The organism is Caproicibacterium amylolyticum (assembly GCF_014467055.1).
Lineage (GTDB): Bacteria > Bacillota > Clostridia > Oscillospirales > Acutalibacteraceae > Caproicibacterium > Caproicibacterium amylolyticum.
This window is the reverse complement of the sequence record NZ_CP060696.1, coordinates 415,470-440,305: the sequence shown is the minus strand read 5'-3', so window position 1 is coordinate 440,305 and position 24,836 is coordinate 415,470. Positions and strand designations below refer to the sequence as shown.

Sequence of the window (24,836 nt, the reverse complement as noted above, 5' to 3'; positions counted from 1 at the left end):
ATCACTTTAAACCAAATTTTCCGGCAGCAGCACCGTGTATTTCGGGCAGATTTCTGCCCGAAGCAGCCGGGGGGTGCTTTCCTGCGCATATTCATAGTAAACCGGCTGTGTATCCTTAAAGATTTTCAAAATTATCTTTTGTGGAAATCCAAGACGACGCAGACTGACTCGCCAGGGCTTGCCCAATGCAAACCAGTCAGCCATCAAATCTCCTGCTTCATTATACAATTCCGCACGTCCACCTGTAAACTCTATGTTTAAAATTGCATCCAGACATTCCTTATCCGGCGTCACTTGCAGCTGAAGAAAATACTCGCTGTGCGCTGCTTGCTCTGAATGCGGCTGAATACTGCATGAAAACTGCTTCTTTGGAAATTTGACTGTCCATTTTATGTGCTCCGGCAGAATTTCAATCGATTCCTCTGTATGTTCTGTTGTCAGACGCAGAGTATTCTTCTCTCTATAAAGTTCCCCAGCTGTTAAATAAAGTTTTTCACCAAACTTCCACGCATTTTCCGCCTGCTCTGGTGTAAGGACGAGAGTCGGCACACTGCCGCAGCTAAAACGAAACACTGGTTTCTCCTGACAGACAAAAACATAGCTTTGTCCCAGCCGGCACAGCAGCTGTGCATTGCAGGACTCCAGCACCGTATTTCCAAGCGGTAAATTGTAAGGGTAAATTCCAAAATCATGGTTTTCAAATTGCATTTGCGGAAAAGTTATCGTTTGTTCTCCCAGCTGCAGTTGAAATTGAACAGTATGAGATTCCATCTGCCGCAGGCGCTGATGATTATTGACAATTAAAAAACCGCCATTAAAGCTGCTGTTGTGCCGCACAGAAAACCGCAAGGAATGTGTGTCCGCCGAATCCACCACCATATTCTTTGGAAAAGTGCACTCGGAAGGCGCCAGCAAATCACCAAATTCCTGCAAAAACAGGTGCAGGACTTTCAGCTTTCGGTAACTTGGATGCAGTTCCCCGTACTCGCCAACCGGTGCCTGGAAATCATAGGACAAAACCGGTACATCTGTATAGGAACCGGTTGCTTTAGACTCCTGCAGTGTAGAATACTTCCCCAATGGATTTGTTCCGCCGTGATACATGTAATACCCAAGCAGATTTGCGCCTGAGCCAATTTTGCTCAGTGCCAGTGCCGCCGTACTGCGCTAATCAAAAGTGTCAGCCTTTCATTCCACTGGTTGCAATGCCCTGCACAAAATACTTCTGTAAAGCAAGGAAAACAATCAATACCGGAATCAGCACAACTACCGAACCTGCCATAATGAGTCCATATTCCGCTGAATACTGAGAAATGAACATTCGCAGACCAATCTGAATGGTCTTTTTGCTTTCCGTTGTCAAATAAATGAGCGGCCCCAGAAAGTCGTTCCAAGTACCGACAAAAGTAAAAATTGTCAAAGTGGAAATTGCCGGCTTGGAAAGCGGCAGCATAATTTTTGCCCAAATCCCGTACTCTGAAAGGCCGTCAATTCTAGCGGCTTCACACAGTTCATCCGGAATGCCGTCGTAAAACTGCCGCATCATGAATACACCAAACGCCGTGAAAGCCTGCAGCAAAATAATGGCCAAATGCGTATCGTTCAGATGCCAAGAACGCAGCATCATGAACTGCGGCACCATGTAGCTCTGCCAAGGAACTGCAATCGTTGCAATGTACATAACAAATAAAATGTCCCGTCCCGGAAAATGCAGCTTTGCAAAAGCATAAGCTGCAAAACTGGAGGTAAAAAGTTGCAGCAGGGTAACAACTACTGTAATATACGCTGTGTTCCCAATAAACTTCAGCAGCGGTATTTGCTGCCAGATATCAATATAATTCTGCGGACGCGGCTCTTTGGGAATCCACTGAATCGGAAATGTAAAAACATCTTTGTTCAGCTTAAAAGAAGCGCTGAGCATCCAGACAAATGGAACCAGCATAACCAATGCCAGCAGAATCAACAGTATATAGGTAACCACTCTGCCGGGCGTTACTTTGCGGCGCTTTTTGCCGGCCAGTGTCAGTGCTGTGGGGTTTGCCATGAAATCATCTCCTTTCCTGTTTATTTCTTCCGCTTTTCAATGTGGAACTGTAATATTGTAATTATTAGAACCAAAGCAAACAGCACCATGGAAATCGCACTGGCATAGCCGTACCGCAGCTCTTTAAATGCTACCTGATAGATGTCGTAAACCAGCACATAAGTTGAGGTGCCAGGGCCGCCCTGGGTAATCATAAATACAATGTCATACACCTTAAAGCACTGAATTACAACCATCATCAAGACAAAGAATGTAGTACTGGAAAGCTGCGGAAGTGTTACATACCGGAACTTCTGCCACCCATTCGCACCATCCAGTCCGGCGGCCTCGTAAAGCTCCGGGTTAATGCCCTGCAGCCCAGCAAGATAAATGACCATGTAGTAACCCATCATCTTCCAGACGCTGAACAGGATAATGTCCACCATAGCCCAGTGCGGATCCGCAATCCACCGCGGTGGATTCTGGATGCTTAGTCCCATCAGCATTTGGTTCACCATACCCTTATTCGGGTCAAACAGAGCATTCCAAACTGCCGCAACCGCAACCATGGAAGCAACGTATGGGAAAAAACTGACTGTACGGAAAAAATTTCGTGCTGCAATTTTTTGATTCAGCAAAATTGCAAGCAGCAGCGATGCAATAATCGTAAGCGGCACAGTCGCAGCGGAATAAATCAGCGTATTGACAAAGCTCTGCTTGAAAATACGGTCAGTAAACAGCCTTGCGTAGTTCTGCAAACCCACCCACTCCAGCTTTGTGGAACCGTTCCAACTGGCAAAGCTAAGCCCTACCGCAGCGATAATCGGTACCAAAGTCAGCACGGCAAAGCCGATAAAGTTCGGCGCAATAAAGCTGTATGCAATCAGATTGTTCCGAATTTTTCTTTGGCGGGAACTAACTGCTTTAATTTGTTTTCCCTTCGATGCAGCAGCCATCATTCTATCTTCCTCCTTTATTCTCGATACCCGGCGCAAAAAATGCGGAGCCGGAGCGGACAGACATTGTGTCCACACCAGTCCGCACATTTTTATGACTTTAAAAAATCTTATTTCAAAGACTCTGCATCACTCTTCATCTGGGCAAGTCCTTCGTCAATCGTTTTTGCCTTTGTCATAATAGCATCATGAGATTCTGTCAGGCGGCCGTCCAGTTCAGAGGCATTCGGGGTCACCGGGAATTCCAGGTAAGCCTTTTCTACATTCAGCGCTTCTGCACTGATGCTGTCGCTTCCTGGGAAGCCCTTCATATTTTTCAATGTTTCAACAACACTTTGGTCCTTGTAAGCAGAGAAAGAACCATTTGCTGCCAAAACCTTTGCGCCCTCTTTGCTTGCTGCAAATGCAACAAAGTCCTTGGCGGCATCCTTGTTCGGTGCGCTGGTGGGAACAGCCATGCTGGTCAGAGTACCAATGGTCGTACCTGCCTTAACACCGGTGGGGTGCGGGTACTTCATAATACCCCAGTTGTCTTTTACTTCATTTGCCTTGCCGCTGTTGATGTCGTTAATCAAAGTTGGGATGAACCAGGCACCGATATTAATCATAGCAGCCTGACCATTTTCAAACACGCCGCTGTAATGGACGGAGGAAGACTTTGCTGTTGCGTAATCCATGCAGGTACCCTCCTTCATCTGCTTCAGAACCGTCTCATAGTACGGCTTCAGGAAAGTATAGTCCTTGCCCTCAAGACCATTTAAAATCGTATTTTTTCCATCCAGAATGCCAAACTGCTGCACGGTGGAGGGCCAGGTATGGAAATAGTCGCCGTAAACCTTATTGTTACCGGAACCACTGGTCAGCTTCTTTGCCATTTCGTTGTACTGGTCAAAGGTCAGGTCATTGCTCGGCTCAATACCTTTTTCCTTAAGCAGCTTCTTGTTGTAAAAGATAACCCAGAAGTCATTGCGGAACGGAATTGCATAAGTTTTACCGTCTGTGTACTTCATCTGGCTGAGCACACCGCCAAAGTCCTCATCTTTAAGGCTGTTGTCTGCAATGGTCTGCGTCATATCCTCCAATTGCCCGGCCTTTGACATACTGACGTAACTAGGAATATCCTTGACAGAAACCACGTCGAAATCACTGGAACCACCCGCCAGCTGGGTCGTCAACGCTGTAATGTAATCCGAAGAACCAAGGTCGACCGCATTAAAGCTGACATTTGGATGCTTTTTTGTGTACGCGTCAAACAGCGGCTGCAAGTATGTCGTTTTGCTTTTATCCCACATGGCAAGTTTGATGGTCACCTTTGCGTTGGTTGCGGCACTGCTGCCCGCTGTACTGCCGGCACCATTGGCAGATGAGCTGGCAGTGTTTGCTCCACAGCCTGCCAAAGAACCCACAGCAAGTGCTGCTGTTAAAATTACCGCTGTGGTGCGGCGCAGTCTGTTGTGCTTCATAATTCTGATTACCTCCCATTAATTGCCGCCGGACAAGATTCCTGTACGGCTTGTTTGTGCTTTTAGTTTACCGTTTGAAGAAGAAAATTTGAATGCACTTTTGCACAGAAATGATTCATTATCTTATCACATTCTGCATGGAAGCAAAAAAATAATATATTTTTTCTCTGTAAGATGTACTTTTTCTGCTTCTTTTGCAAAAGGGTAAAACAGGAATTCCGATTTCTTTGAAATCATGCTACAATAGAAAGATTAACTATTAAAAGTCAAGCCCGAAACTGAGGATGGTGATCAAAAAAGCAGATGGCTCAAAAAGGTATAGCAAAGCAGAGACCCATCAGGGTACCGCAAAGACTATCAAGTGAAAGTTACGCTGACAAGCGGTAAGACTCTCCGGATTTCTCTAAGGCGAAAATGAGGCGTACCAGCTTTTTGGCAGCATGAGAGATGGCAACATTGTAATGCTTGCCTTCTGCCCGTTTCTTTGCAAGATAGGCAGAAAAGGTCGGGTCCCAAAGACAGACATACTTGGCGGCATTGAAGATGGCATAGCGCAGGTATCTGGAGCCGCGTTTCTCCATGTGGGCATAACAATTCTTAAGTTGCCCGGATTGGTAAGTAGAAGGCGAAAGCCCTGCGTAAGCCAGCAGCTTGTCGGGAGAGTCAAAGCGGGAAAAGTCGCCAACCTCAGCGAGAATCATGGCAGCCATTCGGCAGCCAATGCCGGGAATCGTCGTAATGGGAGAGTGCAGTTCATCCATGATCTGCTGAATCTCCGCTTCAATTTCATCAATCTCTTCGTCCAGTTCCCGGATAAGACGGATGGTATGCCGTAACTCCAGCGACTTTGCCGGCATCACGGAGCCAATCGAGGTCCTGGCCGACTCGCGTATCTCGACAGCTTTGTCCCTACCGTAGCGGCCCTTGGAAGCGCTATAAAGCGCGGATTTCAAATGCGTCAGGTTCGCATTGGCAATCTGCTTTGCTCCAGGAAACTCATCGAGCAGAGCGTAGACCGAGACCATATGAAGTGTGGGTACCAGCTTTTCCAGTTCAGGGAACAGGATGCAGACCAAGCGGGCAATTGACTGCTTGAGCCTTCCGCGCTCTTTCACCTTGTCAAAACGGTATCTCGTCAGTGACTTTAACTCCTCATTGTGGTATGCTGTGTCTGTGTAGAGCTTGAGGCTCACATCGGACAAAAGCATAGCTGCAATCGTTCGCGCATCGACTCGGTCGGTCTTCATCTTCCTGAGACTGAGACTTTTCCGGTAAAGGTTGGTGTGCAAGGGGTTCAAGACATAGGTGGGAAGACCGTTGTTAAGAAGAAACCCAAGGATGTTGTAGCTGTAATGCCCGGTTGCCTCAAGCCCTACTTTTATTTTGTCCTGAGGCGAGGAGCAATCCCGAATCCTTTGCAGCAGGCGCTGAAAGCCATCCATGTTGTTTGGAATGGTGAAAACATCCGCAAGAACTTCGCCTTCTGAGTTGATGATGAAGCAGTCGTGCTTGTCCTTGGCGACATCAATTCCAACAGAAATCATAACAAAACCTCCGACGGTAAAAATTGTGATGCTGCATCCACAGAACGCTTTGCTTTGTAACCTTGTTCTACATAAACCGTCTGGCGGTATTTAACTGATTAACAAAACTGCAAAGGGCTGTGGTTGGAACCTTTCTAAAACCATCTGGTGGTAGGAGAATTATACCAATCCACAGCATCCATTACAGTGTAGCACAGCCCTTGGAGAGGGGCTCTAATAACTACTACTCTATAATACAAGGAGCAATTGGAGAGGAAAATTGTTATGTATCACCAAACCTTTAAACGTCCGCTTTTTCAAACCGTCAAGGGGCGAATTCAGCTTATCACCGTAACCTTCAGCCTGGTTGTTGCCGTGATTTTGGCGACCTGCAGTGTGTCTTTTTTTCAAACCTACGCGCGGCACATAGACTTCAGGCTGCAGCGCTTGCAGGCCTGGCAATCCGTTTCTACGGATTATTTGATGCCAGACGAACAAATTCTTACAATTACGCGTCCAATTACCGCAAGCGGCGGTGGCACGATTATTGGGTATGCCTATCTTTCCGTAAAAACCTCTGTGTTAACCGACTCACTCAAGGGATACTACGTCAGCGCAAACAACCGCTTCTTTATTCAGCTGCCTTCACAGGCGCTGTTGGAATTTTCCGGCGGCACGCTGCACACCACGCAGCACATGGCCGGAAGCTGGTCACTTACCAAAGAGAACACCCTACACAGCGGCACCCTTGTCGGCCAGTACGCGGTAAAGGGAGCCGCCCCGGTGGAACTGGTGGTTTACCCGGTAGAGGCAATCCCAAAGCTGTACATGGCCAACGAACTGTCGCTGGAACTGGTACACCAGCAGCTTTGGCTTTACGCGCGGCTGCTGCTCATTATCTGCGCCGCCATTATCCTGCTGGGCATCGCGATTGGACTGGTGTTGGACCGATTAATCAACCCGCCAGTCGCCAGCCTGCGCCACCGGCTGAATCAAATTGCCCAGGGAGACTTTTCCCCCGCTCCGGAACTGGAATGGGACAATGAATTTGGCGACATCGGCCGCGGCATCAACAATCTTTCGCAAAATGTAGACAAACTGTTGCGGGAAAGAGTGGATGACGAGAAAAAGAAAAAGGATTTGGAGTATAAAATGCTACAAAGCCAAATCAGCCCGCATTTTCTGTACAACACACTGAATTCTATTAAATGGATGGCCACCATTCAGGGTGCCGCTGGCATTTCGGAAATGACCACCTCCCTTGCAAGACTGCTGAAAAACATTTCAAAGGGTACACAGGAACTTCTGCCGCTGCGGGAGGAAATTGCCTTGCTGGATGACTACTACGTCATTCAAAAGTACCGTTACGGCGGTTCTATTCAGCTGACAAAGGAACTTGACCCAAATGTACTGGATACAAAAATTCCGCGGTTTACGCTGCAGCCGCTTATGGAAAACGCTATCTTTCATGGAATCGAGCCCAAGGGCGGCGCAGGAACCATTCTGCTGAAAGCTGTCCGTCTGCAATCCGGAGACATTGCCGTCATTCTGAAAGATGATGGTATTGGCATGACACCGCAGACCGCCATGCACTGCCTGACCGATGATGCAGAAAAACCTTCCGGTATGTTCAAAAAGTTAGGGCTTCATACAATCAACCAGCGGCTGCAGTACAACTTTGGCAAACCGTACGGCCTTTCGATTGAAAGCAAGGAAGGTGCATACACAAAAATGGTTATTTTGCTGCCGGACAACTGCAAAAATTCTGCAAAGATGGAGAAAAATACATGAAAATTAAGCTTCTGCTGGCAGACGATGAGCCTTTAGTGCTGGTCGGACTGCAATCCATGATTGATTGGAATGCGTACAATATTGAACTTTGCAGTGTTGCACACAATGGAGAAGAAGCTCTGAAACGTATTGCAGAACAAAAACCGGATATTGTACTGATTGACATTAAAATGCCCGTAAAAGATGGTTTGGAGGTAGTGCGGGAATGCCGGAAAGCAGGCAGCGAACTTCCGCTGTTCATTTTGCTTACCAGCTTTGAGGAATTTCAGTTTGCAAAGGAAGCCATCCGGCTGGGTGCCGTGGACTACCTTATTAAGTTAGAGCTGACCTCTGAGTCCCTTGCGGATGCTGTTAAACGGTGCCTGAAACTGCTTGCCACAATATACACCCGCCGGCAGGGCACTTCTCCAGCCGGAACAATGGACGACCTCTCCATTCTGTATGAACGGTTCTTTATCCGCCTGTACAACGGCTTATTTGAAAACCGACAGCAATATGAACTGCAGCGCAAAGAACTTCAGGTAGACTTTTCTTTTAATGCATACACGGTATGTTACTGCGAAATATTAGATTCCGCTTCGTTGTCCAGTCAAAACTGTAAACAGCGCACGCAGCTTTACTCCGGTACAGTTCATATGATTCGTGAAACCATTAACCGCTACATGGCCTGCTACATTACCAGCCTGGACTTGCGGCATTTCAACATTACCTTCTGCCTGAGCCAGCAGGAACTGCCCGACGTACAGCACCTGCTGCAAACGATTCTTCAGGAAGCCTCCGATACGGTGTATTCTTATTTTAATGTAACACTTACCTGCCGCATTGGTCGCTTAGTCAAGGATCCCTATGCCATCTCCGAGTCCTATGCTTCTGCCCGACACGTTCTTTCCACGGCGCACATTGCGTTTTTTGACCCACAAACAGAAAGCACACCGCCGTCCTTGGACATTCCTTTTTATCGCAAAGAAATTGCACAGGCATTCGAACAGTTGGATATGGATGTACTTTCACAAGCACTTTCCAAAATTGCAGCCGCGCTGAAAGCACAGCCTTCGCACTATATTGAAGCACTGGACATCGCCAGCACCCTGCTCTATATGTCAATTACACTGCTGCCGGACGGGGAAACCCTGTTAAACCGCATTTTTACGGGAGAAGACAGTTACCGCTGCCTGTATCGCTGCCAAACCGTTGTTCAAGTTGTTGAATGGATCACCATACTGCAAAGCGGCCTTGTCTGTGAACTGACGAAACGGCGCCAAACCTACAAAGCACATACCGTTCAAAAAGTAATGCAGTACATCCGTGCAAACCTAAACCGCAAACTTTCACTACCGGAAGTAGCTGCATTTTTTGGCTTTAGCCCCAACTATCTCAGTCAGCTTTTCGCGAAAGAAACCGGTCAGAATTTTGTAGAGTTTATCACACACGAAAAAATCGCTGCCGCCAAGGAAATGATGGCGAACAGCGACTGTAAAATCTATGAAATTGCCGAAAAGCTCGGTTTTGACAGCGCGTTTTACTTCAGCAAGGTTTTTAAAAAAGTAGAGGGGTGCTCTCCTCGGGAATATATGCGGCGCAGTATTGACAGGATATAGTAAACAATCGAATTGCATACCGTACAAAGCCCCGAAACATTCCATTGGTTTCGGGGCTTTGCTGTTTTATAAACTTATTTTACCGTGATATTGAACACGCGGTAATCTTCGCAGGCAATATTATTGATATGCACACCGGACTTTTCGCCTGCTCTGTCTTTTTTTGATTTACGATATCAGTTTTTCATTCGCCTGTACATCTAAATAATAGGCCGCCGGAATGATATTTATAATTTCTTTGCTGTCTGTCTGGGCAATACATTGATTGAGACCGTCAAATTTTATTGATACCTTTTTCGTAAAAGCATCGTTCACATTACGAAACTCCTGAATATAAAAACTAGCCTTATAATACCGCAAAGTTTCTAAAACAGTTGGCAGCCCGATTCCACTTCCACCATCTGCTGCGTGAGTGGTATTGTTCCTTTTTCCAAGACAATGAATCGTTTTTCGTTTAAACGGGATGCCGCTGTCATATATTTCTATTTCATAAGATTGATTCACTACTTCAAGCACAATCAAAATCTTTCGATTCTTTGCATTGCTGCTTTTAACCGCAATAATGGCGTTTTCAAGTAAATCGGCTAAAATTGTTCTTAAATCTGATGTAGATATAATGTTTTCAGTTAAGTACTGCATACTTGCGTAAGACGTAAATTCCAGCTGAATATCTGCTCCTTGTGCTTTGCAGTACATATACCGCAGCAAAGAATCGATCTGAAACACACCCGAAACAGGCAGCGCTTTCTGACAAAAGCTGAAACTTTTCAAAGCGTCTGCACGTTCGTCAAAAATAGACCGCAGTTCTTCGAGCAGCATGTGCCCCTCGCTGTTTCGCTCCGAATACTTTTCCGATTCACTTTGTTCCAAATATTCTTTAACCGCAAGTTCCATTGCGGGTATCAATTTATTATCCTTGTGAATTAACTTGGCGAGTTGATCATTCGATTCCTTTAAACGATGAATCTCCTCCTGCTGCTCTTCCAGCGTGCCTTGCAGCTGTTGAAATTCATTGCTCTTAAGTTTTTCCAAGTAATTTTTTGTCAGGCAGTTCTGCCACCAGACAAAAGCAAACACACTGCCTAAAAGGATAAAAGAGATTAGAAACATGAAAAAACACAATTCTGAAAAATAAACGTTACTAATACAAATAAAGCTGCATATCAATATCAAACTAATCAATACACCTTCGCTGCTTCCTATTTTGGTTAAAAAAGGCATACCATTTTTCAAACGCCGAATTCTGAAAAGCTGGTAACTCAAAAGCAACTGCAATGACGTCACACAAGCAGAATTGAGTATTTCAGTACCACCTGAAATTTTCAAATTACAAAGTCCAAATACAGCAGCTGCTAAAAACGCTGAAATAAAATTGACAATATAATTTAGGCTGATTGAGAGCAGCGTTGTTGTAACAGACAGTTTTCTCTCTGTTTGATTTATCCGTGTCAAAAAGACAAATAGCAAAATTGCCAATGCCGGTATAATGAGCAATTTATATCTCATCAGTATCACACACATCAAGGCAGCTGTTATGAGAGCATAAATTAAATTGAGAAGCATTTTTCGATTGTTTTGCTTTAGATGCAAAAGTTTTTCATACATATAGCAACTTCCAAAAATAATGCCAAAATACTTAATATAGGATCCCCACATATCTAGTTTATCCCCCTTTTCATAACATAAACCAACGAAATTCTACAGAAATCCAATCATCATAACAAACGCAAATTGTTTTACAATAGTTTTATCCTAGTTTTAGAAAATTTAACAGGGGGGATAAAACATATGTGGCAAATACTGCAATGGCTTCGAAACTACTTTGAAAAACTCTAACATATACAAATTTACAGTCTAATATTTTCAGTACCGATTCTTGATTTTGTCTGCATAATAATAAATAAACTCGGTTATGGTTGGGGTTCCTTTTTCCGCGTTGATATGCGCGGTATAGTATTTGAGCAGGTCTTCAATATCGGAAGTTCGCCAGGCTTTGTTAATTGCGTTCTGCATGGCTCGCTCTATACTTACATCTGTTTTTCCAAACCTAGCGCCCAGAATTGAGCATAAGTTGTGAACTGGTTCGTCGAGAACCAGCTGAACGGCCTCTGTCAAATATCGATACCCGACATGCTTGGGATTCATTCCGACGAGATCAAACTCCCGATGAATTTCGCTGACAATGCGTTTTTCCTTTTGCTCTGGAGACTCGCTTGTTTCATGTTCCGGAGAAAGGGACTGAATCTTGCTGAAAATTGCAGTTTTCATCATCCTAAGAAAATCTACGGCGCCCTCCGGAGAATAGTCCGATTGATACTTCGCCATAATAAAATCTGCGCCGTTCTCACGAGCACATTCATATGTAATATCACTGCAGTTATTAGTCGTTACCAACACAAACGGGTGATACGGCAATTCAAGCTTTTTCAGTTCACACAAAAAGCTCAATCCATTTCCGCCGCCCTTATGAAGTTCCAAATCCAGAATAATGGCCTCCGGCAAGAACTCTTTTGTGTAACAAATCGCTCCGTCTAAATTATTTGTAATACCGATCAGGCTTATATCATCCAATTCTTCGGTATATTGCTTGATTTTCTGACAATCCTTTTCATCATCTTCAACAAGCAGGATGGACATTCTCTTTTCCATAAGCAGTCACCAGAATATACTCTTTTCCCAGATTGTAGCACATTCATATGGTGTTTACAATATTCATCCAACAAAAAGCAACAACAATTCCCTACAAAAGCCGAAATACCCAAAAAGTTACTCGTAAAAACAGGAAATAAGGACTGGCTTCTGCTCGTGCTGGTTCAGGCCTTTGCGTTTGTACTGCAATTTGTTTTAGGTTTACTGATTGGCTTATTTTATGCACTGCAGCATAAAAAGCCGGATATGCTTTCTTTGCAAAATACGTTATCTAACCCTGCGATAACCATGCTGCCAACCTTTGCCGCGGAATTGATTACGTTTATGATTGCCAGAAAACTGCTCAAACAAAAAATTTGCGGCCATTTTCGCAAGCCGGTGGTTTCTGCAAAATTTTTATCGGCAGGCTGCATTGCTGCTGTAATTCTAATCGCATTCATCACAGCAGCAATCGTACTGGTTGTCATCAACCGCAAAAAAATCGAATTTGCACTGTTGCTACACTCATTTTTGTTTTATTTGATATGAACAACGTAGACCCTTGGAACGATGGCGCGTTCAAAAAATTATAGTTTATCTCCGATTCAAAAGTTAATTTACAGCTTGTGAAGAGCCCTCCTAAGTGCAAATTCCTTTTTGAATAAATATTACATAAAATAAAGGAGTCTTAAACAGTTGGAAGCAACAATGATAATGCCTATGGCTGAATATACAGAACTTGAGGATTCTGGAATGCTCAAAATGGACTTTGGAACAAATACATGTCGATCATGTATGAAAGTAAGATTAATGGCTGATAGCGGTGATTGTGGTGTAATATGTCCGGCCTTTGCTGAAGGAAGCCATAGGTGGAGTTATGGCCGGATATGGTTTGTATGCAACTGCATGATGAGTTGACAACATTTTGGGATATCATTGCTCCTTATTTAGGATACAATGATATCCTTTTCTGATGTTTGCATACGAAGGAGTGCTAATTATAAATAATTGGAATAAATTCACAAAGTCTTTCATCATTTTTGACTGTGTTTTCTATGAATGCATGGGCATTTACTGTATATCTCAGGGAAGCATCGGGTACATACCACTTTTTATGATAGGGATGTTGCTGTGATTAATTTGATGCTTACAGAAATGGTCGCCTTGTTTGAAATTATTTCGACAAACTATTCTGATTCATTCTGGTTTTATTATATGCTCTGGATGAGCGCTATGGCGGGTTTCAACGTATATCTAACCCTTGCAAAAAGCACTTCGGGGCCTATGCCCTACATCAATTACCTGATTTTCTTTTTAAACGTCATACTGCTGCTTGTAACAGCAGTGGGAAATGATTCCCCGCTTGCTCCCATCCTTGCAATTGGTGGCGCGATTATTGGAGTAGGTGCCTTAATTTGGCTCGCTTTAAAATTTCTAAAGCGAAAGAAAAAGGATTTTTAAATCATACTTTTGTGGAGTGGGAACTACATATGAACGTTGTAATAAAAACAATTATGGAATTGCTGCCGGCAATCATCCTTCTGATTGCTTTTCTGCTTGTAGAACATTTTTTTAAATTGAAAGAGCGAGTTTATCATAAACTCAAGAAAAAGTATTATATCCTTGCTATTTCTTTGCTGGTTGTACTGATAATTGTTTTTTCAATAATAGATAAGGATAACAATATGCAATTCATGTACTTGTATGTTGTTAGCGCTGCGTGCTTGTCAGCGGCCCCCGAAAAACGTGGAAAATAACAATCCAAACTGAAATAAAGGAAACCATACGAAAAGTAGCCAGAACAATAAGCAGGGCACCAATGTTTTGGGAATGATAAAGGCCGCGGAAAAGTTAGGATTGGCAAACTGTAAAAGTCGTAGATGCTTTATTACAAATAAATGTTGAGACTTCAAAAAATCAAAAAGCAACAGCTGAACAACAATTATCGATTGATAATAATGAAATCAATGGAATTGAAAAACTAATCAACAGCATTCAATCTGGGCATAACCAGTTTGAATTCCAATCTAACATTTTAAGAGGAAATTCAGCAACTTTAAAAAGTCGAATTTTTGAACTCACGCAAACCATAAGTAATTCCACAGTTAAAGCGACTGTCAATTGTAAAGTATCGTTACTAGCAGCATTACGAAATAATGATTTAGTCGCAGCAGGGAGCAACGCATTAACAATTATCCCGCAGAACTGCAAACAACAAGTAATCTGTGTAATAAACGCTTTTGTGGTGTCATCCGAAGCAATTTCTTTCTGTGCGGCAAGTTGTGCTGGGATGCGACCGCCTGCTTTATAAAGGTCGCTGACCGCGTTTTTCGCTAAATATTTATAGAAATCCCAAGCAGCGCCCTGCTTCTGTGACTTTGCACTGACAAAACCGACTTGTGTGCCAACCGGCGTTACAAAATTTTTGCCGTTCAGCTTTGGCATTGGTACAACTGCGTAAGGCACTTTTGCAGATTTAAAGCCGTCTGTATCCCATGGGCCGCCGATGTAAAATGCGGTTTCGCCGCTTTGAAAACTGCTCTTTGCAAGGTCGCTGGTAACATCCGCTGTGAGGAATTTATCGTCTGCAAGGCTCTTGATAAACTGATACGCTTTTACCGCACCGTCATTGCCAAGTCCAATGTCTTTTGCATCATATTTGCTGTTGCTGTATTTAAAAATGTAGCTGTCATACGCGCGCAGGAAACCGAGGTCATAATAAATGCTGGTAGCTTTAAACTTGATGCCGCCGTTTTTCTTTGCGTCGGCAATCAGTTCATCCCAGTTGTCCGGTGCTTTCTGAACCTTCTTGGTATTATAAAACAACGCGTTGGTTTCTACCGCGATTGGCAGCGCATATTTTTTACCGTCTGCACAGCACGCCTGAACAGCCGCCGGAGAATAGTCCGCCTCCTGAAACATGCCGTCGGGTACTTCCTGCACCAAACCTGCAGAAATATAACTTGCAAGCTGGTCATTCGCCATACCGTAAACACCATCTGGACCATCCGCGCTTTTGGCTGCCTGTGTGAATTTCTGCAGATCCGGTGTCTGATGGACTACATTGACGGTATTGCCGGTTTCCTGTCCCCATTTTTTCCCGTACTCCTGCAGGGTCTTTGTTTCGCTCTCCAGACACAAATGGTCAATTATTTTATCAGCAAAGGGCATCAGAGTATTAGTTTTATCGGCGCAACTGACTTTAATATTGATACAGAACAGCCCTCCATGGATGTGCGTGAATGGTCTTTCCGTGAAAGTGCAAAGTATTATCATCTTTTAAATGAAGAAATGATTTTTATCGGCAGTACGTTTTCTGTAAAGGAAGGCTACCGGCTGGCGGTAAAAGCCATCGAAGGACTGGGTGAAAAAATGCCAACTGCATTCTGCGTTGCAAGTGATGCCATGGCAGTAGGCGTGCTGCAGGCATTTAACGAAAAGGGCTGGAAGATTCCAGAGCACGGCGGCCAAAAAGTTTGGTGTTTCCAAAAGTACAAGTACATACGGTCGTAACAAAATAGAGCGGTTTTTCATGATGGTAAAGTAGAGCATAAAAAATTGACTGGAAGCCTGCTGCAGGTTCCAGTCAATTTTTATAGCGCACTTTCCAATTGCAAGCACATATCTCCTTTAGCAGATACGCGGCTGTCAGCGCTCATGGTAATTTCCGCAAAGTGTGCGGGATTCTCGTAATCTTTGCTGCTGCCGTCATCATTGTAATACTGATAAGTGGCGGCGGTCTGCACATTTCCCAGCAAACGCAGATGATTAAAATCGACCTGGCTGACACATTCTCCACCATACGAAAGCGGAATCAAACGGTCTGACCGAATGAAAAACACCACTTCATCCAGCGCTGCCGGTACATAGTGATAACCTTTCTCCATGGTTTCTACTGTAAAATCCGAAACAGAGCGCATCTGCACCAGCTTCATGTCCTCCGGTAAATAGACTGTGCGCCCACTTGCATTCTGTGTATATACCGGTACCAGCATCAGTTCATCGCCGAGCATCAGTTGGTCCTCCACCTCCGCGGCTTGCTTATCCTGCGGATACACAAAAGCCAGCGGGCGGAAATACAGGTTTCCCCGCAGTGCGGCTTTCATGTATTCACTGTAAAGATACGGCAGAAGCGCATACCGAATACCAATCAATTTTTTCAGCGCAGGCATTGCCTCTGGGAAGCGGTATGCTTCCTGTTTGCGTGTTCCCAGTGCAGAATGATTGCGCATCAGCGGTGTGAAAATGCCGAATGCGGTCCAGCGCAGCAGCAAATCCGCTGTGGTATCATCCCCAAATCCGCCGATGTCCGCACCGGCATACAAAAAGCCGCACATATTCAGTGACGGCATCATCTGGATTTCAAGCAGCAGATGCCTCCACCAGGAACAGTTGTCGCCTGTCCAAATGCCGCCAAAGCGGTGCATACCGATATAGGATGACCGTGAAAACATTAAAATTCGTTTGTCTGGTTCCAGTTTTTCAAAAACCTCTCCCGCGGCACGGGTCATATTATAGCCATACAGATTGTGGACCTTGTCATGCCGCACCATTTTACCGTCACAGTTATGGTAAAAGCTTTTATAGTCCTCCGGATTATTGGACAGATCATTCACCAGTCCGCGGAAATGATTGACTTTGTCCATATCCAGATTCTGACCTTCCAGCTTCTTCAGCTCAGAAAATGTGTTTTTCAGACCGTCCTCTGAGTAAAAAACAGCCGGTTCGTTCATGTCATTCCAGAAGCCGTCAATCCCCTGACGAAGCAGGAAAGCATATTTTTTGCCAAACCATTCGCGCACCTTTTGATTCAGGAAATCCGGGAAATGCGATTTGCCCGGCCAAACAGCACCGACAAACGGGCTGCCATCTGCTTTTTTGCAGAAGTATCCATTCTGTACGCCTTCTTCATACACCGAATAATCCTTTTCAATTTTTACCCCGGCATCAATAATCGGCACCAGATGGATATTCTGCTGTCTCATTTCCTGCACAAACTCCTGAAACTGCGGAAATGTTTTTTTATTGACCGTAAAGTCCTTGTAGCGCTCCATATAATCAATATCCAGATACACCATATCGAGCGGGATATGATTTTCACGGTGTTGACGCACAACTTCGCGGACTTCATCTTCTGAGTAATAACTCCAGCGGCTCTGCCCATAGCCGAAAGCCCATTTGGGCGCAATATAGCTTCTGCCAATCAGCCTGCGGAACTGCCGGACAATATCCTCTAAACCATCGCCGTCAATGATATAAACATCCAGATTCGCTTCTTTTGTGGAAACTTGCAGCGTATTCATCTCGGTATACCCAATGTCAAAGATCAGCTCGCCCGGATAGTCAAAAAATACGCCAAAAGGCTTTTCCCGCGCAATCAAAAGGAAGTTATGTGCGCCATAAAGGGAATGTTTCCCCTCCGTATGGGATGGGTCATCTGCACAGTTGCTCTTGTAGATCCATCCGCGCTTATTCATACCGCGAATGGCTTCCCCCAAACCGTAAACAGCGGTTTCTTTTCCCAGCTCACACGAAAAGCCGCATCCGTCATTTTGAACTGAAAAATACGGCAGTGTTTCCGCTGGCTGCGGTGCAAGCGCTTCCACAACCGCTTCTGTTGCAAACGGCCGGCCGAATCGGTAAAGTTTTATCATTTGATTCCCTCCAGTAATACGATTATACTCCACATTCAGAAAAAGGCCAGAGTGCGCGGCACTCTGGCCTTTTTCTATATTATACTTTTTCAAATTACTTAATCGCGCCGTCTGTAACACCCTTGACTATATATTTCTGGCAGAACAGATAAAACACCACAATTGGAATAATGCAGAGCATTAAGCCTGCCGAAGCCAAATCCCAGCGCTTGGAGAACTGCCCAAAGAACAGATAGGTTTTCAGCGGCAGGGTCTGCCAGCCCGGTTTGTTAATCACAAGTGACGGCAGCAGATAATCGTTCCAAATCCACATCACATTCAAAATGGCAACGGTAATCATAATAGTTTTCAGCATGGGCACCACAATAATGAAGAAAAGCTGTACAGAATTGCAGCCATCAATCGTAGCGGCTTCCTCCAACTCCTCCGGCACATTCTTAATAAAGCCATGGAACATAATAATGGACATGCTGGTGCCAAAGCCGACATACATAATGACTAAGCCAACACGGTTAATCATATGCAGTGCTGAACCCATGCTCATTAACGGCAGCATTACACACTGAAACGGAACCAACATCGCCGCTGCAAACAGAATGAAAATGACAGAGCTGGCTTTTGTTTTATACCGCACCAGTACCCACGCTGCCATTGAGGAAACCAGCAGAATCAGCAGCGTAGAAACCACTGTGATGACCAGAGAATTGGCAAAGGACTGAACATAGTTTAAGGATTGAAATGCCTGCGGATAATTTTTCGGTGTGAAAGTTCCTGCATCCGGAAATCCCAGCACATTGAGGAAAATACCCTTCTGGTTTTTAAAGGAGTTCAGTACAAGTATCAGAATTGGAAACAGGAACAAGATACCCAGCGCAATTCCAATTAAGATATATACAATTTTCAACGTGACATTCTTTTTGTGCATACCTGCTTTTACGACCAATGTATTAGTAGCCTGCATTACATCTCAACCTCCTTCCGCTTTGTCAACAGCAGCTGTGTAATGCCCACTGCAGCCACTACAACAAGGAACACGATTGCCTTGGCCTGTGCCACACCCAAACGGTTTTCCGCAAATGCAGAGTTGTAAATATTGAGTGCCAGCATTTCGGTTGCGCGGTAAGGGCCGCCCGCCGTCAGCGCCAGGTTCTGATCAAACATCTTAAAGGAGTTCGAAATCGTCATGAACAAGCCGATGGTGAAAGCCGGCATCATCAGCGGCAGGGTAATATGTGCCAGCATACTGCCCGGACCTGCTCCATCAATGCGGGCCGCTTCCTTTACAGAGTCCTGAATCTGCTGCAGCTGCGCTATATAGATAATCATCATATAACCGGAAAGCTGCCAGACTGTCAGAATCAGCAACCCCGCAAAACCAGTCTGCGGCGTAGAAAGCCAGCCGTTTAAGAATGACCAGCCGGTTGCTTTTCCCAAAGCAGAAAAAATGGAGGTGAAGATGAACTGCCAAGTAAAACCCAGCAGCAAACCGCCAATCAGGTTTGGCATAAAGAATACGCCGCGCAGTGCCGTTGCACCCGGAAACTTCTGTGTTACCAGCAGCGCCAAAGCAAAGCCAACAGCATTTACCAGGATAACTGCGCACACTGCAAACAGCGCCGTAAAGCCAAATGCGTGCAGAAAGGTCTGGTCCTGAAAAATTGTGACAAAATTGCGTCCACCAACAAATTTGGCGCTTTCTGAAATACCGTTCCAATCTGTAAACGCATACCAAAATCCCATAAGCATTGGGATAAGTACAATCAGGCTAAAGGCAACGAGCGCAGGCAGCAGAAACAGCCAGAACCTCGCTTTGCTTTTTCGCATTGGTAATTCCCCCTTAGAAATATCATGTAACTGTAAAGTTTCCCCATTAGAACAGAAGCCGCCGTTCTAGCGGCGGCTCCCTATAAGGAAAGTATTGACTTGTAAACAAATGGAATACATCAGGAAGAAGCACGCATGGACTTCCACTGATCCTTGCAGTTCTTTACAACCTGATCCCAGGTTTCCTCACCGCTCAGGTACTTCTGCACATTGGCACCGGCAACTTTCTGTGTCCAAGTGGCAGGTGCGCCGCTGTAAACCCAGCCGGGCATGGTTTTCTTATCCTGCACAGCCCGCATAACACGCTGATTCAGCGGATCACTTGGCTTCAAATCGCCGTAGTTGTCGAACGCAACGGCAAATTTTGCGTCATTGATGATAATCTGCTTGCCCTCATCAGACTGATACATAAAGTTCAGGAAATCCTTTGCTACTACTTTTTGGTCAGCACTGACATCCTTGTTCACCGCCCAGTATTCCGGCACACCAACCGGCCATGTGCCTTCGGAATAACCCGGAATCGGGAATGGCAGCAGGTCCAGCTTCTGCAGCACGTTTGCATCTACATTCGTAACGGAAGGCGCAATCCAGTTGCCTTGTTCAATCGCGGCAACACGTTCAATCGCAAGGCCGCCTTCCAAAGAAGTACTGTAATCAATGGAATTCAATTTACCCTTGTCATTTGCATTTGATGTGTAGCCGGCCTGAAAATCAATCATCTTTTTGTAGGCATCCGCCGCTTTAAAAGGAATCTCCTTGGCGTTGAATGCATCTGTAGCGGATTTGAAATCCTGTGTCAATGCTGCGTTGATGTCGTGATCGCCAATTACCCAGGTTTCCTTTGCCGGATATTCCATAACTGCTTCCAACTGCGGATATTTGTCCTTCATCTCACCCTTGGCAATCTTGTCTTTCAGTGTATCAAAACCTTTTTTCATGCCGTCATATGTAAGCATGGAATCATAGGAAACACCGGCATCTTCAAACATTTTCTTATTAATCACAATGCCGTAGCCCTCCAGATCAAAAGGCATCCCCAGCACCTTGCTTCCCTGCTTAACATCTGAAAGCGAATCTGCCGGCAAGTGTGAAACCCATGATTGGTCAGAAAGGTCTTCCAACTTGCTGCTCCAGTCCTTCACATCCTGCGGACCGCCGATATTGAAAATGGCCGGCGGGTCAGACTGCATTTTTGTTTTCAGTGCTGCACCGTAATCGGAACCGCCGCCAACTGTTTCCATGGTAATTTTCACATTCGGATGTTTCTGCTGATATGCGTCAATCACTTTCTGGAACGCATCCTTTGCTTCTACCTTAAACTGAAACATGCTGAGGCTGATATTTTTGTCAGTAGGAACCGCACCCGCAGAGGTACCGGACGCAGAAGCAGCATCCTTGCTTGTCGGTGTGCTGGCTGCGGAAGACTCCCCGCTTCCCGAACAGCCGGTCAGTGCAGCTGCACACATTGCGCCAGCCATTGCAACTGCCAAGATCTTTTTGCATTTCATTTTACAACAACTCCCTTTCTCCAATACAATTCTAAAAATCAGCAGGTTCTTGTACGTATTTTTATTGTAGCTTTGCCGCAAAAGTTATTTTGTTTTCTGCTGATTTTATGTGATTATTATACATCTCGTTTTCTTATTTTGCAATACTTTTGCGCATAAGTTTTTAAATATTTTTAATTTAATCGAGTATTTGTTCATTTTGTATATGTTTTATCTGCTTGCACCGCGTTGAAAACTGTATTTTCCTTTGCACATACACTGTATTCCCGCCAATCTTCAGCAACAAACGGCCGGCTGAGAAATATTCACCGGATTTTTCCGGCATTATATTCAGTTCTTCGATTGTTTTTTCTCTATATGTGGAATATAATTTTATTGAAAAAGATTTTACACTCCTTGCGCTGGAAAGGACCTACTGAAAAAATGATAACGATAAAACAGCTGGCCGAAAAAATTGGCGTTAGTTCCACGACTGTGTCTAACGTCATTCATGGAAACACACAAGAAGTGTCTCCTGCTACAATTGAAAAAGTGCAGCAGGTAATCAAAGAATCACACTACGTTCCAAACATGAATGCACGCAATCTGGCTCGAAACCAGACCCGCATCATTGGTGTAATTCTGTGCTTTGAAAAGGGCATCGGCGCACAGGCACTGGCAGACCCCTTTAACGGTGAGCTAGTCGGCTCCATTGCCGCTGCAATCGAGGAGCGCCAGTTCTATATGATGGTTCATATTACAAATAAAGAGGAAGAAGCCATTCATTTGGCGCTTTCCTGGAACGTAGACGGACTCATCATTTGTAATATGCACAAAGATGCATGGGGACATATCGAAACAATTACGCACAAACCCGTTGTTTTCATTGACTCCTATTTCGATGGAAAAGATCATCTGTTTGCAAATATTGGCTTGGATGACCGCAGTGGAGGCTATCAGTTAACTTCCTATCTGATTAAACACGGCCACCGCCAAATTGCCTTTTCATCCGACAACCTGATCAGTGTTGACTTCGAACGATTTCAAGGATACAGGGAAGCACTGCATGACCATGGAATCACCTATCAGGATTCGTGGTATATTCCTTTCTCTGCTGATGACCATGAAAAAGCACCGGCTGAACTGCTGCACCGCAGAAACGAATTTACTGCTGCTTTTTTTGCTTCGGATTACTACGCTATGCTGGCGATGAACTATTTACAGGATAACGGCCTGCAGATTCCGCAGGAACTTTCAGTTGTTGGTTTTGATGATAATATTTTAGGCAAAAATGCCCGTCCCGCGCTGACCACCATGCATCAGGATCCCTCCCAAAAAGGCGCCATGGCGGTTTCACTTTTAATGGATATGCTGAACGGTAAACCACCCGCCGAAACAAATATTCATCTGCCCGTCCACCTTGTAGAACGCAAAAGTGTGCGTACAATTGCGCAGGATGACCAATAAAAACAGCATTTCCCGCAAGCTGCATAAACGATGTGATAAGTCACTTCTGCCACAGACGCAAAGCGCCCTTGACCTCTTCCAAGAAGTCAAGGGCGCTTATTTTAGTTATTTAACTTTAAGCAAAAACGGCATATAAGGTTTTCAAAAATTTGGTTCAGCAGAATTTCACAGTCGACGCTCGCAACACCATTTGGTGTACGGACTTTACATACTTATACCTCTCAAATGGAAGCAAGCGTTATAACTCTGCGAAAAATGCTGAAAGCCCAGCACATTCGCAAAGGTCAACTGATCCTGCACAGTGACCAAGGCTCCCAGTTCGTATTGAAAGAATTCACTGTTTTCTGCAAACGTCACGGTGTTCGACAAAGCATGAGCAGAGTTGGCTGCCCTTATGACAATGCTCCGATGGAACGATATTTCAACACGCACAAAAGCAATCTGATTTATCTACATAGCTATGAAACCGAAAAGCAGCTTTACCGTGTTATCGAAGAATTCGCGTATGGTTGGTACAACCATGTTCGTCCACATTCTTTCAATCATTTCAGAACACCCTTTGAAACAAGATACGCTGCGTAAACGATTTGGGTAGGTGCGTTACAATTTTTCTTGACCACGACAATTAGCAGTTGTATGCTCCATAGCAAATAAAGTGTATTTTATACCCATCCTTTCAATGCTGTTGAGCGTTTATCTGCCAGGGCTGGTGATTCAGTCTATTTCATTCGATGAACAGTCCAAATGGAAAAATTATGTCCGTGTTTTGCCGGTTTCCGTAACTGATGAAGCACTTAGTAAATATATTCCACTCTTTCTGTATTGCATAATTTCCGGTGGCATAATTTTTACCATTGGAAATTTTGTTTCAGCGATTGGATTCATTCCTATGTCATTTGCTATAATTACAATTGATACATTAATTACTGCTTGTTACGGATTTATATTTGGCTGTGTTTCCATTCCAGCAACCTATCGGTTTGGTACCGCAAACAGTCGATATTTTATTATGGGATTTATTCTAATTCCGGTTATTGTCGTTATTGTTCTGAGTAGCCTGAAAAACATTAAAATTACGAATATTATGTCTTCTATTCCTGCAAACATGGTTGCTATAATGATTGTAGGTATTTTTATTCTTGCAGCTTTTGTTTCAATTAAAATAACAATTCACGTTTTGAAAAGTCATCGAATATAATTACAAAAATATATTTACGAGGTGTAGTAAAGCATGAAGCTAAAACCGTATCAGCGTTGCCTGCATTGTGGGCAAGTGTACATTGGATCTTTTTGCCCCAAATGTGGAACTAGAAGTCATAATATTAAAACAGAAACAGATGTGAAATGTACATTTCTTGAAAAAATGAAGAAGATGGTTCATGTCCACAATAAAAATGATTCTCAACACAAAAAATGATTGGGATTCTCCGGTACAATCATCCCGTACACGATTACTGCGCCGAGTGAAGGGTAGTGTACAATGATGAGCCACGGTTGGTAATTATCAAACGCACCTTGATCTCGTCTAGCTTTTTTCATTGTTTCAATTATTCATTCTGCTGACCTGCCTTCAAAAGTCGTCCAGATAGAAAGTTAGTAATTACCTTCTGGCTGATTAGACTAAAAGATGTTTCAAGTCCTGCAAATTGTGCACCGGTGCAGCGCAGGTACCATCCTGGCAAAGGTAATAAGCAGTTCCCTCTTTCGGAAACGGGTATTCTCTGGTAAACGGTGCCGATTTGGCAAGCATAAGCTGGTTTTCTCTCGTTTTTATCAGTGTGGATAGCAACGGCAGCTCATTTTCCCGCAAAAATTTCTTAAGTTCGGCGGAATTCTGCTCGTCAGTTGTGACACATACAAGTTCTTGAGAAGAATAAAGCTCCTGCATAAAAGCGAATAGGGCGGCGCTGTGTCCGGCTGGATATTGCCGTATTTGTCCCGCAAGGTAAGCAAGTTGTTTTTCTTTGTATTCAAACCACTTTTTTTCGCCAGTAAGTCGAGAAAGCCTGGCAAGCACCCATGCGGCGACCGAGTTGCCAGATGGGATAGCACCATCGTAGGTTTCTTTGGGACGGGTGATAAGCTGCTGACTGTCATTGGCATATAAAAAGAAACCGCCTTTGCTTTCGTCAAAAAAACATTTGATCATCTGATCAGATATTTCCGTCGCCCGTTCCAAATAATCTGCGTTAAACGTTGCATCATAGAGCTTCAACAGTGCAAACGCACGTAAAACGATTATCGGACGCTCTATGCAACAAGATACGGATTTGATTCATTTACACAGTTGTGTTACAAAAACGCTTACCACTACATACGCTACATTAGTTCTTATTTTAGCTAAAACAACAATATATTCACAAAAAAGGAAGCAACCTCTTGAAAAATAATGAAAAAAAATGTAATATATACATAGTTGATC

21 protein-coding genes and 1 pseudogene are annotated in these 24,836 nt (G+C 44.3%); 9 read left to right on the top strand and 13 right to left on the bottom strand.

Features of this window, described 5'->3' with window-relative positions; translation table 11 throughout:
• Positions 1–6: 6 nt before the first annotated feature.
• The 5 genes from H6X83_RS02025 to H6X83_RS02005 form a co-directional block, all read right to left on the bottom strand.
• Positions 7–1,119 (bottom strand): beta-galactosidase, encoded by a 1,113-nt coding sequence (locus H6X83_RS02025; protein ID WP_281391067.1) that lies wholly within the window; start codon positions 1,117–1,119, stop codon positions 7–9.
• 61 nt (positions 1,120–1,180) lie between these two features.
• Entirely contained in the window at positions 1,181–2,044 is an 864-nt protein-coding gene (locus tag H6X83_RS02020) for a carbohydrate ABC transporter permease (protein WP_212507515.1), read from the bottom strand.
• A gap of 20 nt (positions 2,045–2,064) precedes the next feature.
• The gene (locus H6X83_RS02015; RefSeq protein ID WP_212507514.1) at positions 2,065–2,982 is read right to left on the bottom strand and encodes a carbohydrate ABC transporter permease; all 918 of its coding nucleotides are present in this window, start codon (positions 2,980–2,982) and stop codon (positions 2,065–2,067) included.
• A 107-nt stretch (positions 2,983–3,089) separates the two neighbouring features.
• Entirely contained in the window at positions 3,090–4,442 is a 1,353-nt protein-coding gene (locus H6X83_RS02010; protein WP_212507513.1) for an ABC transporter substrate-binding protein, read from the bottom strand.
• Positions 4,443–4,810: 368 nt separating this feature from the next.
• The gene (locus H6X83_RS02005; RefSeq protein WP_212507512.1) at positions 4,811–5,986 is read right to left on the bottom strand and encodes an IS110 family RNA-guided transposase; all 1,176 of its coding nucleotides are present in this window, start codon (positions 5,984–5,986) and stop codon (positions 4,811–4,813) included.
• A 264-nt stretch (positions 5,987–6,250) separates the two neighbouring features.
• On the opposite strand from H6X83_RS02005, the gene H6X83_RS02000 reads away from it, so the two are divergent.
• Together H6X83_RS02000 and H6X83_RS01995 are read left to right on the top strand one after the other, a co-directional pair.
• Complete coding sequence (locus H6X83_RS02000; protein ID WP_212507511.1) at positions 6,251–7,756, top strand: sensor histidine kinase; 1,506 nt, start codon at positions 6,251–6,253, stop codon at positions 7,754–7,756.
• Positions 7,753–9,354, top strand: a complete 1,602-nt coding sequence (locus H6X83_RS01995) for a response regulator transcription factor (RefSeq protein WP_212507510.1) — start codon at positions 7,753–7,755, stop codon at positions 9,352–9,354. Before H6X83_RS02000 ends, H6X83_RS01995 begins: the two co-directional genes overlap by 4 nt.
• 168 nt (positions 9,355–9,522) lie before the next feature.
• Here H6X83_RS01995 and H6X83_RS01990 read toward each other — a convergent pair whose 3' ends face one another.
• Together H6X83_RS01990 and H6X83_RS01985 are read right to left on the bottom strand one after the other, a co-directional pair.
• Positions 9,523–10,959: a GHKL domain-containing protein gene (locus H6X83_RS01990; protein WP_212507509.1), complete on the bottom strand. Its 1,437-nt coding sequence runs from the start codon at positions 10,957–10,959 to the stop codon at positions 9,523–9,525.
• Positions 10,960–11,217: 258 nt separating this feature from the next.
• Positions 11,218–12,003, bottom strand: coding sequence for a sporulation initiation factor Spo0A C-terminal domain-containing protein (locus H6X83_RS01985; protein WP_212507508.1), 786 nt, complete (start codon positions 12,001–12,003; stop codon positions 11,218–11,220).
• Between the two features lie 255 nt (positions 12,004–12,258).
• Here H6X83_RS01985 and H6X83_RS01980 point away from each other — a divergent pair, with 255 nt between their 5' ends.
• From H6X83_RS01980 to H6X83_RS01970, 3 genes are all read left to right on the top strand, one after another.
• Positions 12,259–12,531 (top strand): hypothetical protein, encoded by a 273-nt coding sequence (locus H6X83_RS01980; RefSeq protein WP_212507507.1) that lies wholly within the window; start codon positions 12,259–12,261, stop codon positions 12,529–12,531.
• 582 nt (positions 12,532–13,113) lie between these two features.
• Complete coding sequence (locus H6X83_RS01975) at positions 13,114–13,443, top strand: hypothetical protein (RefSeq protein ID WP_212507506.1); 330 nt, start codon at positions 13,114–13,116, stop codon at positions 13,441–13,443.
• Positions 13,398–13,739 carry a hypothetical protein gene (locus H6X83_RS01970; protein ID WP_212507505.1) on the top strand — a complete coding sequence of 114 codons (342 nt, stop codon included), beginning with the start codon at positions 13,398–13,400 and terminating at the stop codon, positions 13,737–13,739. Before H6X83_RS01975 ends, H6X83_RS01970 begins: the two co-directional genes overlap by 46 nt.
• Before the next feature lie 238 nt (positions 13,740–13,977).
• On the opposite strand, the gene H6X83_RS01965 is transcribed toward H6X83_RS01970, so the two are convergent.
• Positions 13,978–15,123, bottom strand: coding sequence for an extracellular solute-binding protein (locus H6X83_RS01965; RefSeq protein WP_212507504.1), 1,146 nt, complete (start codon positions 15,121–15,123; stop codon positions 13,978–13,980).
• Between H6X83_RS01965 and H6X83_RS01960 the strand changes: the two genes are divergently transcribed.
• Positions 15,124–15,495, top strand: coding sequence for a substrate-binding domain-containing protein (locus H6X83_RS01960; RefSeq protein ID WP_212507503.1), 372 nt, complete (start codon positions 15,124–15,126; stop codon positions 15,493–15,495).
• 80 nt (positions 15,496–15,575) lie between these two features.
• On the opposite strand, the gene H6X83_RS01955 is transcribed toward H6X83_RS01960, so the two are convergent.
• From H6X83_RS01955 to H6X83_RS01940, 4 genes are all read right to left on the bottom strand, one after another.
• Positions 15,576–17,636, bottom strand: coding sequence for a glycoside hydrolase family 31 protein (locus H6X83_RS01955; RefSeq protein WP_212507502.1), 2,061 nt, complete (start codon positions 17,634–17,636; stop codon positions 15,576–15,578).
• A gap of 94 nt (positions 17,637–17,730) precedes the next feature.
• A complete protein-coding gene (locus tag H6X83_RS01950; RefSeq protein WP_212508461.1) occupies positions 17,731–18,561 on the bottom strand; it encodes a carbohydrate ABC transporter permease in 831 nt (276 codons plus the stop codon).
• 35 nt (positions 18,562–18,596) lie between these two features.
• Positions 18,597–19,460, bottom strand: a complete 864-nt coding sequence (locus tag H6X83_RS01945) for a carbohydrate ABC transporter permease (RefSeq protein WP_212507501.1) — start codon at positions 19,458–19,460, stop codon at positions 18,597–18,599.
• A 119-nt stretch (positions 19,461–19,579) separates the two neighbouring features.
• Positions 19,580–20,968: an ABC transporter substrate-binding protein gene (locus tag H6X83_RS01940; protein ID WP_212507500.1), complete on the bottom strand. Its 1,389-nt coding sequence runs from the start codon at positions 20,966–20,968 to the stop codon at positions 19,580–19,582.
• Positions 20,969–21,391: 423 nt separating this feature from the next.
• Here H6X83_RS01940 and H6X83_RS01935 point away from each other — a divergent pair, with 423 nt between their 5' ends.
• From H6X83_RS01935 to H6X83_RS01925, 3 genes and pseudogenes are all read left to right on the top strand, one after another.
• Positions 21,392–22,414: a LacI family DNA-binding transcriptional regulator gene (locus H6X83_RS01935; RefSeq protein WP_212507499.1), complete on the top strand. Its 1,023-nt coding sequence runs from the start codon at positions 21,392–21,394 to the stop codon at positions 22,412–22,414.
• Between the two features lie 128 nt (positions 22,415–22,542).
• A pseudogene (locus H6X83_RS14850) lies at positions 22,543–22,996 on the top strand (DDE-type integrase/transposase/recombinase); the annotation flags it as partial.
• 61 nt (positions 22,997–23,057) lie between these two features.
• A complete protein-coding gene (locus tag H6X83_RS01925; protein WP_484484217.1) occupies positions 23,058–23,612 on the top strand; it encodes an ABC-2 transporter permease in 555 nt (184 codons plus the stop codon).
• A 417-nt stretch (positions 23,613–24,029) separates the two neighbouring features.
• Here the strand turns inward: H6X83_RS01925 and H6X83_RS01920 are convergent, their stop codons facing one another.
• Positions 24,030–24,563, bottom strand: a complete 534-nt coding sequence (locus H6X83_RS01920) for a YyaL domain-containing protein (RefSeq protein WP_212507496.1) — start codon at positions 24,561–24,563, stop codon at positions 24,030–24,032.
• Positions 24,564–24,836 lie beyond the last annotated feature (273 nt).

Bases quoted from the DNA above. Each gene is read 5' to 3' on its own strand.
- H6X83_RS02020 (WP_212507515.1), bottom strand. From the start codon at position 2,044: ATGGCAAACCCCACAGCACTGACACTGGCCGGCAAAAAGCGCCGCAAA.
- H6X83_RS02015 (WP_212507514.1), bottom strand. From the start codon at position 2,982: ATGATGGCTGCTGCATCGAAGGGAAAACAAATTAAAGCAGTTAGTTCC.
- H6X83_RS02010 (WP_212507513.1), bottom strand. From the start codon at position 4,442: ATGAAGCACAACAGACTGCGCCGCACCACAGCGGTAATTTTAACAGCA.
- H6X83_RS02005 (WP_212507512.1), bottom strand. From the start codon at position 5,986: ATGATTTCTGTTGGAATTGATGTCGCCAAGGACAAGCACGACTGCTTC.
- H6X83_RS02000 (WP_212507511.1), top strand. From the start codon at position 6,251: ATGTATCACCAAACCTTTAAACGTCCGCTTTTTCAAACCGTCAAGGGG.
- H6X83_RS01995 (WP_212507510.1), top strand. From the start codon at position 7,753: ATGAAAATTAAGCTTCTGCTGGCAGACGATGAGCCTTTAGTGCTGGTC.
- H6X83_RS01990 (WP_212507509.1), bottom strand. From the start codon at position 10,959: ATGTATGAAAAACTTTTGCATCTAAAGCAAAACAATCGAAAAATGCTT.
- H6X83_RS01985 (WP_212507508.1), bottom strand. From the start codon at position 12,003: ATGGAAAAGAGAATGTCCATCCTGCTTGTTGAAGATGATGAAAAGGAT.
- H6X83_RS01960 (WP_212507503.1), top strand. From the start codon at position 15,124: ATGGTCAATTATTTTATCAGCAAAGGGCATCAGAGTATTAGTTTTATC.
- H6X83_RS01955 (WP_212507502.1), bottom strand. From the start codon at position 17,636: ATGATAAAACTTTACCGATTCGGCCGGCCGTTTGCAACAGAAGCGGTT.
- H6X83_RS01950 (WP_212508461.1), bottom strand. From the start codon at position 18,561: ATGCACAAAAAGAATGTCACGTTGAAAATTGTATATATCTTAATTGGA.
- H6X83_RS01945 (WP_212507501.1), bottom strand. From the start codon at position 19,460: ATGCGAAAAAGCAAAGCGAGGTTCTGGCTGTTTCTGCTGCCTGCGCTC.
- H6X83_RS01940 (WP_212507500.1), bottom strand. From the start codon at position 20,968: ATGAAATGCAAAAAGATCTTGGCAGTTGCAATGGCTGGCGCAATGTGT.
- H6X83_RS01935 (WP_212507499.1), top strand. From the start codon at position 21,392: ATGATAACGATAAAACAGCTGGCCGAAAAAATTGGCGTTAGTTCCACG.
- H6X83_RS01920 (WP_212507496.1), bottom strand. From the start codon at position 24,563: ATGATCAAATGTTTTTTTGACGAAAGCAAAGGCGGTTTCTTTTTATAT.